The organism is Pseudomonas sp. FP453 (assembly GCF_030687495.1).
Lineage (GTDB): Bacteria > Pseudomonadota > Gammaproteobacteria > Pseudomonadales > Pseudomonadaceae > Aquipseudomonas.
Genome location: NZ_CP117435.1, coordinates 3,590,403 through 3,602,813 on the forward strand (window position 1 = coordinate 3,590,403; position 12,411 = coordinate 3,602,813).

Genomic DNA, 12,411 nt, shown 5'->3' on the forward strand with positions numbered 1-12,411 from the left:
CGACTGACACGACGCCTTCGCGGGCAAGCCCGCTCCCACACAAGCCAGCTCCCACATTTTTTGACCGAGTACATTCCTATGACCCAACCGTCTCTACGCTCCGTCGAAGTCGCCAATTTCGAAGCCTTGCTCGAACGCCTTAGCCTTGAACTGGCCAGCACCGCCCACCTCTATGACGAGAGCGGCGCCTTCCCCCATGCCAATTTCAAACTGCTCCACGAACACGGCCTCGTCGCCCTCACCGTACCCAAATCCCTCGGCGGTGGCGGCGCCAGCCTGCCCCAGGCACGCAAGGCGGTCAGTGCGATTGCCAAGGGCGAACCCTCCACCGCGCTGATCCTGGTGATGCAGTACCTGCAACACACGCGCCTGCAAGACAGCAAAACCTGGCCCGCGCACTTGCGTGCCCAAGTGGCCGAAGACGCCGTGCGCAACGGCGCCCTGATCAACGCCCTGCGCGTCGAACCCGACCTCGGCACCCCGGCCCGTGGCGGCCTGCCGGCGACGACCGCCGTGCGCACCGCCGAAGGCTGGCGCATCAGCGGGCGCAAGATCTACTCCACCGGCAGCCACGGCCTGACGTGGTTCAGCGTATGGGGCCGCAGCGACGACGCCGACCCGCTGGTGGGTGCCTGGCTGGTGCCCAAGGACAGCCCCGGCGTGAGCATCATCGACACCTGGGACCACCTCGGCATGCGCGCCACCTGCAGCCACGAAGTGGTGCTCGACAACGTGCTGGTGCCCCTGGACCACGCCGTCAGCGTCAGCCCGTGGAGCGCGCCGTCGCCGGAGCTGGATGCCGAGGGTTTCCTGTGGATGTCGGTGTTGCTGTCCTCGGTGTATGACGCCGTGGCACACGCCGCGCGGGACTGGCTGGTGAACTGGCTGGAACAACGCGCGCCGTCCAACCTCGGCGCCGCGCTGGCGACCTTGCCACGCTTCCAGGAAACCGTCGGCCATATCGACACCCTGCTGTTTGCCAACCGCAGCCTGCTGGACGCCGCCGCCGACGGCCATACCCCGGCCGCCAATGCCGCGCAGTTGAAGTACCTGGTGACCAACAACGCAATCCGCGCCGTAGAACTCGCCATTGAGGCCTCTGGCAACCCTGGCCTGTCGCGCCTCAATCCATTGCAACGGCACTATCGCGACGTGCTGTGCAGCCGCGTACACACCCCGCAGAACGACGCCGTGTTGCAAGGCGTCGGCAAAGCCGTCTTCGCCCAACGCCAAAAGGAACGCACATGAGTCAGGTGATTATCGCCAGCCAGCTGGACGAAGATTTCAACGAGGTGATCCGTGAGCGCCTCACAGCCATTCACCCAGACGCCCAAGTGATTGGTGTACCGGTTGGCGTGCCGAGCGACCTGCCGCCCCAGGCCAATATCCTCCTGCTGCGCCCGATCAACGTACGCGGCTACACCGCCCCGGATACGCCACCACCGGGCTGGCCGTACGGCGCGCAGTGGGTGCACCTGGTGTCGTCGGGCATCGATTTCTACCCGCAGTGGCTGTTCAACGGCCCGCCGGTGACCACCTCACGCGGCAGTGCGGCCGACAACCTCGCCGAGTTCGCCCTCGCCGCAATCTTTGCCGCGTCCAAGCATTTGCCGGATATCTGGGTGAAGGACTCACAGTGGAATTTCACCCCGCTGCGCCCGCTCAAGGGCACCACGCTGGGCATCCTCGGCTTCGGCGCGATAGGCGAGAGCCTGGCGCAAAAGGCCTTGGCGCTGGGCATCAACGTGGTAGCGCTGCGCCAGAGCCAGGCGCCGTTCAGTGCGGGCGTCGAAGCCGCGAAGGATATCCACGACCTGTTCGCCCGCGCTGACCACCTGGTGGTGGCCGCGCCATTGACCGAGGCCACACGCAACCTGATCAACCGCGACGTGCTGGGCAGTGCCAAGCCGGGGCTGCATCTGATCAATATTGCGCGCGGTGGCTTGCTGGACCAGGAGGCGTTGCTGGAGGCTCTGGATAACGGGCAGGTTGGGCTGGCCTCGCTTGATGTGACGGAGCCGGAGCCGTTGCCGGATGGGCATCCGTTGTATACGCACCCGCGGGTGCGGTTGTCGCCGCATACGTCGGCGATTTCGACGAATAGTCGCCATGAGATTGCGGATGCGTTCTTGGCGAACCTGCAGCGCTATCTGGGCGGAATCGAACTGGCCAACCTCGCCAACACCTGACACAACATCATAAATGTGGGAGCTGGCTTGCCTGCGATAGCGGTGGTTCAGTCACAGAGATGCTGGCTGACCTACCGCTATCGCAGGCAAGCCAGCTCCCACATGAGATAGTTGCAGGGCTGGAAGTATGATTATCAGATAGCATTTTATGCACCAACAAAATGCATATTATTAATAATTAACATATAACAAAACGGACTTTTACGAACCCCTTTCATACCCATATTGTTACCCCCAGCACCGACCCCTGACCAGGTGGAGGCCTTGCCAACCACCACTCTCTCAGGGGTCTACCATGAGCCATATCGCTGCGCCCAATCGCCTCACCCTCGCCGTCTCGCTCGCCTTGTTCAGTGCCTACGCCCACGCCGATGACGCCGCCCTGCCGGTGGTGAATGTCACCGCCGAACACCGCAGCGAAGACCTGCAAAAAACCCCGCTAGCGATTTCCGCCTTCGATGAAAAGACCCTCGAAGACAAGCAGATCCGCAGCGTACGCGACCTCTCCGGCCAAGTGCCCAACCTGACCCTCAGCCGCCAGTCGATCTCCTACAGTGCGCAGACCTACGGCATCCGCGGCATCGGCGAAACCGACCCGATCCAGGAAGCCGCCGTGGCGGTGTATGCCGACGACCTGTACATCCCCAGGGCGATTTCCTCGATGCTGGATTTCAACGACGTCGAACGCGTCGAAGTGCTGCGCGGCCCCCAGGGCACGCTGTATGGGCGCAACAGCAGCGCCGGCGCGATTCGCGTCATCACCCGTGACCCGAACCAGGAAACCCGTGGCTTCGTCGAGCTCGGCGCGGGCAATTACAACGCGCAGAACGGGCGCGTCCTGATCAGCGGCCCGCTGGTGGACAACGCCCTGTTCGGCAGCTTCTCGGCGATCCGCCTGACCCGCGACGGCACCGTGTCCAACCCGACACGGGACAAGGACGTGAACAACGTCGATATCCAATCCTATCGCGGCAAGCTGCGCTACAAGCCGGAGGATTCACCGTGGGATGTGCAGCTGACCCTGGCCGGCACCTTTGATCGCGGCGATACCACCAGTTATTCGCCGTTCGATGCCAACGGCCATTTTGACAAGTTCAAGAGCTACAGCAGCCTCGACCCGAAAAACCGCCTCGATCAGGGCAGCTCGGTGCTGCGCGCCCTCTACGCGATCAACGATCACCTGAACGTCAAGTCGGTCACCGCCTGGTCGTCCTTCAACCAGCCGGTGGATTACGACAACTCCGGCCAGGCCGCGCTGATCCAGAACAACCTGATCCTCTACAAGCAGAACTACGCCACCCAGGAGTTCCAGCTCAACGGCGACTACGACGACTTCAGCTTCAGCACCGGCCTGTACCTGTACCGCGAACGCTTCGACGCCGACCGCGACAACCTCACCTACTCCATTGCGCGCAACCGGGTGATCGGCCAAGGCCAATACAGCACCACCAACACCGAAAGCTATGCGCTGTACGGCCAGGGCACCTACAAGATCACCCCACAACTGTCGCTGATCGCGGGCCTGCGCTTTACCCGCGAGCACAAGAACCTCGAGTTCACCAACTACGCGATCAACACCGACCGGCAGATCACCGGCACCAACTTTGCCGCCGAGTCGAGCAAGTCCTGGCAATCCACCAGCCCGAAAATCGGCTTCGAATACGCCTGGACCCCGCACCTGAACCAGTACGCCTACGTCGCCAAGGGTTTCAAGGCCGGCGGCTACGACAACCGCGCGCCGACCCGCGCCGCCGCCGAGCAGGCGTTTTCGCCGGAGGACGTGACCACCTGGGAAACCGGCTTCAAGGGCGACTTCTTCGACCAGCGCCTGCGCGCCAACGTCGCGCTGTTCTACAACGACTACAAGGACCTGCAAACCAACGCCTACGACCCGGCGCTGGGCGTCAGCCTGCGTACCAACGTCGGCCAGGCCCACACCTATGGCGTGGAGCTGGAAACCCTCACCGCCCTGAGCCGCGACTTGCAGCTCACCGCCAACCTCGGCTACTTGGAAAGCCAGTACGACGACTTCCAGAACGCCAGCGGCGCGGGGGTGGATGCCAACGGCAAGCAACTGGTGTTCTCGCCGCGCTGGAACGCCAGTGTCGGGCTCAACTACACCATCCCGGCCGGATTGCCCGGCACCTGGCTGGCGGGCACCGACGCGCAGTTCCAGACCAAGTCCTATGCCAACGCGTTGAACGACGATATCCAGGAAGTGCCGCAGCAAACCTTCTGGAACGCCAACACCCGCTACATCAGCGGCGACGGCCACTGGACCACCACCCTGGCGGTGAAAAACCTGCTGGATCGCGCCTATCCGCAATCGGTGGGCTACGTGCCGTCCAGCGGCGCTCGCTACTACTCGGTCAACGATCCGCGCACCCTGTTGCTGTCGGTGCGCTACGATCTTTGACCGGTTTACTTGATGCGGTAGTGGAAGGTATTGCGCACCGCCGGTACGGCGACGGCCTTGCCTTCGACGATGCGCGGCTGGTAGCGGAAGGTGTTGGCGGCGGCCAGTGACGGGCGCATGAACAGCGGGTGGCAACCGTCCAGCACCTTGGGGTTTTCCACGCGGCCCTGAGGGTTGACGGTGTACTCCACCGAGCAATCGCCTTCGATGTTCTTGTCCAGGGCGCGCTCGGGATAGTCCGGCGCTTCCTTGCTCAAGGGTTGGTACTGGCGGCTGTCGAAAGCCGGCGCCGCTGCTGGTGCCGCCGGACGCGCGCGTTCAGCGGCCAGGCGTTCCTGGTTCAACCGCTGCTGTTCCAACTCACGGTTGCGCTGTTCGCTGGCCAAGCGCTCCTGTTGCTGCTCGATTTTCTTGTCCTCGACCCGTTTGCGTGCCAAGGCGGCTTTCTCCAGTTTTTGCGCCTGGATCTGCGGATCGACCACGGGTTTGGGCGGCACCGGCACGACGACCGGCTCCGGTGGCGGTGGTGCTGCGACGGCCACCGGTTCCGGCACTGGCGCGGGGGCTGGCGGCAACATGACCAACTGCGTGTGCATCACCCGTGGCGCCTCCACCACGGGCTTTTCCGTCGACCAGCCCAGCATCAGCACGGCCAGCACACCGACGTGCAACGCCACCGCGAGGCTGGCGGCGAAGCTGTTGCGCCAGAATCCGGCGCTGTCCCTGGGCGCGATTGAAAGCGGTGGACTGTGCATGATCATCGCCGTCATTGCGGGGCCTCGGTCACCAGCCCCAGGTTGCTGACACCACCCTTCTGCAACACCGCCATGGCCGCGACCACGCGACCGTAGCCGGCGTTGTCGTCGGCGCGGATAAACACCTGGGTGTCGCTGCGCGCTGCCACCACCTGCATGACCTTGGCACCCATTTCCTCCAGGCTCACGGCGCTGTCGGTCTGGTGCTGGGTATCAAGTTCGCCGCCGAGGTTCCAGTAGTAACCGCCGTCGGCTTGCACCGACAGCGTGAGGATCTGCTGACGCGTATCGGTGGCCAACGCCTCGGCGGCGACCTTGGGCAGTTCGATCTTCACGCCCTGGGTCAGCATCGGCGCAGTGACCATAAAGATCACCAGCAGCACCAGCATCACGTCGATATAGGGCACCACGTTCATCTCGGCCTTGGGCCCGTGCTTGCGTTGCGGCCTGGTCAACATGGGAAGTTTCCTTGTTCAGGCGGCCACGGCCAGGTTGATCGACGTGCCGCGCAACGTGCGGTGCAGGCGCACTTGCAGTTCATTGCCGAAGGCGTAATAGCGGGTGAGCAAGGTCTGGCCACGCGCGGCAAAACGGTTGTAGGCGATCACTGCCGGAATCGCCGCAAACAAGCCAATGGCGGTGGCGATCAACGCCTCGGCAATCCCCGGGGCAACGGTGGACAGCGTGGCCTGCTGCACCTGGGACAAGCCGATGAAGGAATTCATGATGCCCCACACCGTGCCGAACAAACCGATATAGGGGCTGACCGAACCCACGGTGGCGAGGAATTGCAGGCCCTTTTCCAGTTCGATTTCCTGCTCGGTGATCGCCACTTGCAAGGCCCGCTCCACGCCTTCGAGCACGGCCGGATCATGGCTGTGCAGGTGCTGATATTCCTGCACCCCGGCGATAAAGATCGGCGCAATGCCGCCCTCGCCCGCCTGCACGGTGTCGCGGCACAGCGCCTGCAAGTCGGGGGCCGCACGGAAGCGCTGCATAAAACCATTCAACTGGCGCTCCAGGCGGCGCAGCACAGCGCCACGCTGGATGATCAAGTACCAGCTGAGCAAGGACGCCAGCAGCAGCGTGACCATCACCGCCTTGACCAACAGGCTGGCGTCGCTGATCAACCCCCAGATCGTCATATGTTCCATCGTCGCGTGCATGGTGAACTCCTATTCGAATAAAAAGTGATGACCGGGTGATGACGGGTCAGGGCAATTTCAGCGTGCGGGTCACTTCGGCCCAGGGCACGAACTTGAAGTTCTGGGTTTGCTCGGGCATGCGCTTGCGCCCGTCCTGCACCACCAGCATGCCCTGGCTCCACGGCCCGCCGAGGTTGATCGCGGTGACTTCGAGGCCATCGGTTTCCGAGGCGCCGTCAATGCCGGCCGCAGCGTTGAGGCCAACGCGGAAGGCGCCGTGGGTGGCGAACGGTGGCTCGGCATCCACCACCAGATAGCTGTCATTGCCCTGGCTGGAGATCACCAGGTAGTCGCGTTTGTCGCTCTGGTACAGGGCCAGGCCTTCAACGTCTGCATGCAGCTGCGGGCCGACCTTGATCACACTGGTGAGCTTGGCCGGTTGATCGGCACGGGCATCCACGGCCCACACGCCGACGTCTTCTTCACCGATAAACAAGCGCTGACGCTGGTCATCGGCGACGCAGCCTTCGGGTTGGCTGTCGACCTTGAACTGGCGCACCAGCTCGCCCTGCACACGACCATCCGGCGCACTCAGGCGGTATTGCAGGAAGGTGCCGTCCTTGTCGTTGGCGATGGCATAGATCTCACCGCTGGCGGGCTGGAACAGGCAAATGCCATAGATCGCCTTCAGCGGCGTCGGCACTTCACCGGCTTCGCGCAGCTCGCCGGTGTGACGGTCGATGCTGAACAGGCTCAAGCTGTTGTGATCGCGGTTACTGGCGACCGCGAGGTCAACGGTTTGCGTACCCAGCTTGAAGTTGGGACGCACGTCGACGTTGTTCAGGCGCCCGACTGCCAGCTCCTGCAACAGCTTGCCGTCGAGGTCGTGGGCCAGCAGGCCCTGTTTTTTGTTGGTGCCGAGTACACGGCTTTTGGCCGGTTGCTCGGGGTGAATCCAGATCGCCGGATCATCCGCTGCATCGCCCTGGCGCCCGACCGGATCGGTCTGGCGCACGGCAGCGACTTCCGGGATCACTGCGTCGACCGGCACCGGCTTGGCCTGCCAGCTGAGCGTGCCCTGGTAGAGCTTGCCCGTGTCGTCATCGCGCACCAGCACCTGCTGGCCGTTGATGCTGAGCTGCTCCGGCTCCTTGAGGCCCGGCAGGTTCAGGCTCGCTTGCTCGACCCAACGCTCAGCGGTTTGCTGGAACAGATGCAGTTGGGCGGTCTTCGGATCAAGCGCCACCACACCCCCCGGCACCAGCGCCATGGCCCCGGCTTCACGCTTGGGATTATCGAACACCGCCACAGGCGTGCGCTTCACATCGGCCTCCGGGTGCGCCGGGTAGGCCCACCAGCCGACGTTTTCTTCGTTGACCACCAAGCGATTGGCCGCGTCATCCACCTGGCAGAACTGCGCCGACGGCGGCAGCGGCAGACCGCGTACGCGCTGGGGTTCGCTCAACAGCGTGGCGCCAGTGCCCACCAGCCACTGTTCGCCTTTGCCTTCCTCACCCACCAGGAACACAAACAGGTTGGCCGCCGAATCGCGGTACAGGCACAGGCCGTTCACCGCGTAGTCGCGGGACGGCAGGTAGAGCGGTTTGCCGAAGGTTTTGGCGGCGATGTCGAGGCTGATCAGCAGCGCTTGCTGGCGATCGTTGTCGAGGCTGGCCACCAGTGTCTGCGTGCCGGATGCGCGGGTGTCGAGGCTGCTGAAGTTGCCGTTGAAACGCGCCAGCTCGGCGCCCTTGGCATCGAGCAGTTGCAGGCCGTCGCGGGTTCTGGCGGCGAGGCGGGTGTGGGTGTTCAAGATCGTCATGGCCTCGGCGTTGAGGCTTGGAGCCCAAGGCGTCAGGGCCAAATCAGCGGCAATGGCATGACCGCAGGTTGCCAATGCGATCAGCAGGTACAACTTGGAAATTCTCATGAACAAACAAATCCTTCAAATACAGTGAAGATCAACTGTGGGAGCTGGCTTGCCTGCGATGCGGCCTATCAGTTGGCAATGATGCAGCTGACCCACCGCTATCGCAGGCAAGCCAGCTCCCACATTCAGATCGGTGTTGGTGCTTAGAAGTGGGTGAAGGTCAGGCCGACCTTGTAGGTCGGGCCGTACTCTTCGTACTGGCCGTTGTAGCTACGATGGCCGGTGTAGACGAAGTACGACTCATCCGTCAGGTTCTGCGCCTCGAAGCTCACTTGCAGGTTCTTGGTCAGCGAATAGCGCGCGCTGAAGTCCACAAAGGTCTGCGCATCCACATGCAGGTCATGGGCCTTGTCATTGATCGACGCCAGCTCATACAGGTAGGCCGACTTGTAGTTGGCCGACAGGCGCAGGCTGAGCTTGTCGTCTTCCCAGCCGAGCATCAGGTTGCCGACCGTGTCCGACTGGTTCGGCAGGCTGATGTTGCGTTTGCGGTTGCCGCCGCTGGCGCTGTCAAAGCCTTCGATGTCGGCGCTGGAGCGGCTGAAGGTGGTGTTGGCACCCACCAGCAAACCGTTCCACGGTGCCGGCAGCCAATCGAACTTCTGCGAGTAGGCCAGTTCCAGGCCATACAGCTTGGCGCTGTCGCCGTTGGCGTAGGTGTGGGCCTCGGAGAAGTTGGTCCAGGCGCCGGTGCCGGCGAGGTCGGTGTTGTAGACGAAGTTCTTGATGTCCTTGTAGAACACGAACGCCGAAACGGTGCCGGCGCGGCCCATGAAGTGCTCGATGCCCAGGTCCAGGTTGCTCGATTCCAGCGGCTTGAGGTCCGGGTTGCCGAAGGTAGCTTCGTCATCGTCGATCACAAAACCCGGCGCCAGTTGGCCGAAGGTCGGGCGCACCACGGATTTGGTCCAGGCCGCGCGCACCTGGGTGTTCTTGTCGATCTGGTAGCGCGCATGCAGGCCCGGCAGCCAGTGGTGGTAGCGGCGCTTGGTGTCGGTGGCGGTGAACACGCCATCGGTGGCGCCGGTGCCCTTGGCTTCGAACTCGGTGCCTTCGTAACGCAGGCCGGCAATGAAGCGCCAGTCGTCGATGTCGATGGTGTTCATCAGGTAGCCGGCGTTGATGTCTTCGCGGATGGTGAAGTCGTTGACCCGCGATTCGGTCTCGTCATAGAAGTCCGCCGCGTTGAGGCCGCCGATCAACTGCTTGATGCTGCTGGGGCTGATGCCGGGGCCGTAGTTGCCCAGGCGATAATCCACCGTGCCCTTCTGGAACTGGGTGAGGTTAAGCTGTTCGTCGCTGAAACCCAGCTCGTCGAAATCCTTGTAGACCCAGGCTTCCAGGTCGTTGCTCTTGTGCCGGCGGCTGACCTTGCCGCCGAACTTGAACTGCGAGGCGTAGCCGCTCAGGTCATAGTCGCGGGCCAGGTCCAGGCGCAGGTTTTTCTCGGTGTCCTTGGTGTTCTGTTTTTCCCAGTCGACCTTGTCGAGGGTGAAGTTGCTCGCGTCGTAGAAAGCGCTGCCGATGATCGGGCGCGGTTTGTCCTTGTCGTAGAAACCGCTGTTGGCGAAGTCGCCGCCGTCAAAGGTCGCGCCGGCGATGTGCGCCGGGCTGTCTTCGCTGGACTGGCTGTAACCGGCCTGGCCACTCAAGGTCCACAGGCCGAGCATGCGTTCGCCGCCAAAGACGTAGGACTGGATTTCCTGGGTCTCTTCGCGATTTTTCAGCTTGCGCTTGCCTTCGGCATCCCCCAGTTCGCCCGGTGCCAGTGGGTCGGCGAATTCGATGCTGGTGGAGTTGCGGGTCTCGGTGTCCTTGTAGCGGCTGTAGAGGGTGCGCAGGTAATAGCTGCTGAGGTCGTCGGGCTTGTAGTCGAAGTTCAGGCCGCCACCGGCGCGTTCGCGGCTGATGTCGTAGTCGCGCTGTTCGAATTCGTTGAGCTTGGCGCCGTCGGTGAAGTCCCAGGCGCCGCCGGTTTCAACGTTGTCCGAGCCGAAGTCGCGCTTCTGCCAGCTGAGTGCGGCGGCGACGCCGAAGTTGTCGATGCCGTCGCCGAGGCTGAAACGGTTGCTGGCGGCGCCGGAGAATTTGGGGCTGGTCTGGTGGGTGTTCTTGTCGTAGCTGGCTTCGCTGCTGCCGGTGTAGAACAGGCCTTTGTGGTCGAAGGCCGAGAGGCTTTGCACATCGACGGTGCCGCCGAGGGAGTTGGCGTCCATGTCCGGGGTGAGGGTCTTGATCACCGACAGCGACTGCACCAGCTCCGAAGGCAGCACATCGAGGGCCACGGCGCGGCGTGCGCTTTCCGGGGCGGGCACGAGGGTGCCGTTGATGGTCACGCTGTTGAGGTCCGGGCCCAGGCCACGCACGCTGACGAAGCGCCCTTCGCCCTGGTCGCGCTCGACGCTGACACCCGGCAGGCGCTGCACCGCTTCGGCGACGTTTTCATCCGGCAACTGGGCGACGCCGTCGGCGTGCACCACGCTCTTGATGCTGTCGGCGGTGCGCTGTTCTTTCAGCGCCGAATCGATCGCGGCGGCCTGGCCGACCACTTCGACGTGCTCGGTGGTGGCCGCTTCGGCCGCGTTGATCCGCTCGCTGGCCATGGCCAGGGCCAAGGCGGTAAGCGTGAAGCCGACGAGCCCGGTGCGCTTGTACATGCAATCCTCCCCAAGAATCCGTTGGCGCCAGGCAAGAGGCCCGGCAACTGGGAGGGCAAGCTAGGGGTGGGGGATGACGGTTCTGTGACAGGTACAGCGTGTGAAGGCCATAACCCGGGGTTTGGAGCGACCTCAAGCGTACAAATGAGCTGAAATGACCTCGGTCAACCTGTGGGAGCTGGCTTGTGTGGGAGCTGGCTTGCCTGCGATAGCATCACCCGGGTGTTACTGAAAGACCGAGGTGTCTGCATCGCAGGCAAGCCAGCTCCCACATTTGATCTGTGTTTGCCAGTGAATGGTGCTTAGGACATGAGCTGATTCGACCCACCCACCCCGTCACGCAACTGTCACAACCATCTGCTGTGCTGGCGCCCACGACTGAATTACCCCAAGGACGCCGGCCATGTTCTCCGTGCTCAAACCCCACCGCTGGAAACTCTCCCTGCTGCTGATCGCCGCCAACCTCGGGCTGATCCTGCACCTGGCCTGTGGCGAGTTGAAAAGCTTCAGCGAATGGGTGTGGCTGGACATCTTCGGCGAAGGCGGCTCCGCCCTGCTCGCCCTGGTGTGGCTCGGCCTGGTGCTGAAAAGCCGTCCCGCCGGGCGCGTCACCAACTACCTGGCATTGGGCCTGTCGTGCATCTTTTTCTCGTGGTGGATCGACAGCCTCGACGAGTTCATCCGCCTGCCCGACAGCATCACCTGGGACCACTGGCTCGAGTCCGGGCCGATGCCGGTGGGCATGATTTTGCTGACCATCGGCATCTACCACTGGCACCGCGAACAACTGGCGATCAGTGCGCAGATGGAGAAACGCGAGCGGCTGTTCCGCGAGCATCGCCTGTTCGACAAACTCACGCCCCTGGCCGGCGCCGACTACCTCAAGCGCCAGCTCGCCGACAGCCTGCGTGACAGCCAGGAGCAGCAGCAACCGCTGTCGCTGCTGGCCCTGGACCTGGACAACTTCGCCGCCATCAACCAGGCCTATGGGCATGCCGAAGGCGATGCGGTGTTGCAAGCCCTCAGCCATGTGCTGTTGCTGAACCTGCGCCGTCAGGATTTGCTCTGCCGCCTGGCCGGCGACCGCTTCGTGGTGCTGCTGCCCAACACCGGCGAACGCCAGGCCCAGCTACTTGCGCTGGAGCTGCAACAGACCGTGCGCGCCCTCGCCCACAAGACCCGGCTGCAAGGCGAACGCCTGCAACTGGCGGCGACCACCGCCGTGGTCATGGCCCTGGACGAGGCGCCGCAGGATTTACTCAAGCGCCTCAACCTGGCGCTGGCCCGCGCCAAGCAACCGCTTGCGAAAAGCGCCTGAG

General features: G+C 63.4%; 9 protein-coding genes. 4 read left to right on the top strand and 5 right to left on the bottom strand.

What is annotated here, in order from left to right; genetic code table 11:
- Positions 1-78: 78 nt before the first annotated feature.
- From PSH87_RS16085 to PSH87_RS16095, 3 genes are all read left to right on the top strand, one after another.
- Positions 79-1,248 (top strand): acyl-CoA dehydrogenase family protein, encoded by a 1,170-nt coding sequence (locus tag PSH87_RS16085; protein WP_305430199.1) that lies wholly within the window; start codon positions 79-81, stop codon positions 1,246-1,248.
- Positions 1,245-2,189, top strand: a complete 945-nt coding sequence (locus PSH87_RS16090) for a D-isomer specific 2-hydroxyacid dehydrogenase family protein (RefSeq protein ID WP_305430200.1) — start codon at positions 1,245-1,247, stop codon at positions 2,187-2,189. Before PSH87_RS16085 ends, PSH87_RS16090 begins: the two co-directional genes overlap by 4 nt.
- A 295-nt stretch (positions 2,190-2,484) precedes the next feature.
- Positions 2,485-4,605 (top strand): TonB-dependent receptor, encoded by a 2,121-nt coding sequence (locus tag PSH87_RS16095; protein WP_305430201.1) that lies wholly within the window; start codon positions 2,485-2,487, stop codon positions 4,603-4,605.
- A gap of 5 nt (positions 4,606-4,610) precedes the next feature.
- Here PSH87_RS16095 and PSH87_RS16100 read toward each other — a convergent pair whose 3' ends face one another.
- From PSH87_RS16100 to PSH87_RS16120, 5 genes are all read right to left on the bottom strand, one after another.
- Complete coding sequence (locus PSH87_RS16100; protein WP_305430203.1) at positions 4,611-5,375, bottom strand: energy transducer TonB; 765 nt, start codon at positions 5,373-5,375, stop codon at positions 4,611-4,613.
- Positions 5,372-5,818 (bottom strand): protein TolR, encoded by a 447-nt coding sequence (tolR, locus tag PSH87_RS16105; RefSeq protein WP_207046889.1) that lies wholly within the window; start codon positions 5,816-5,818, stop codon positions 5,372-5,374. The genes PSH87_RS16100 and tolR overlap by 4 nt, the downstream gene beginning before the upstream one ends.
- 15 nt (positions 5,819-5,833) lie before the next feature.
- Complete coding sequence (tolQ, locus tag PSH87_RS16110) at positions 5,834-6,526, bottom strand: protein TolQ (RefSeq protein ID WP_305430206.1); 693 nt, start codon at positions 6,524-6,526, stop codon at positions 5,834-5,836.
- A 46-nt stretch (positions 6,527-6,572) separates the two neighbouring features.
- Positions 6,573-8,435 carry a phytase gene (locus PSH87_RS16115; protein WP_305430207.1) on the bottom strand — a complete coding sequence of 621 codons (1,863 nt, stop codon included), beginning with the start codon at positions 8,433-8,435 and terminating at the stop codon, positions 6,573-6,575.
- A gap of 143 nt (positions 8,436-8,578) precedes the next feature.
- The gene (locus tag PSH87_RS16120; RefSeq protein ID WP_017736160.1) at positions 8,579-11,092 is read right to left on the bottom strand and encodes a TonB-dependent receptor; all 2,514 of its coding nucleotides are present in this window, start codon (positions 11,090-11,092) and stop codon (positions 8,579-8,581) included.
- A 403-nt stretch (positions 11,093-11,495) separates the two neighbouring features.
- Here PSH87_RS16120 and PSH87_RS16125 point away from each other — a divergent pair, with 403 nt between their 5' ends.
- The gene (locus PSH87_RS16125) at positions 11,496-12,410 is read left to right on the top strand and encodes a GGDEF domain-containing protein (protein ID WP_017736159.1); all 915 of its coding nucleotides are present in this window, start codon (positions 11,496-11,498) and stop codon (positions 12,408-12,410) included.
- The last annotated feature ends 1 nt before the right edge of the window (position 12,411 follow it).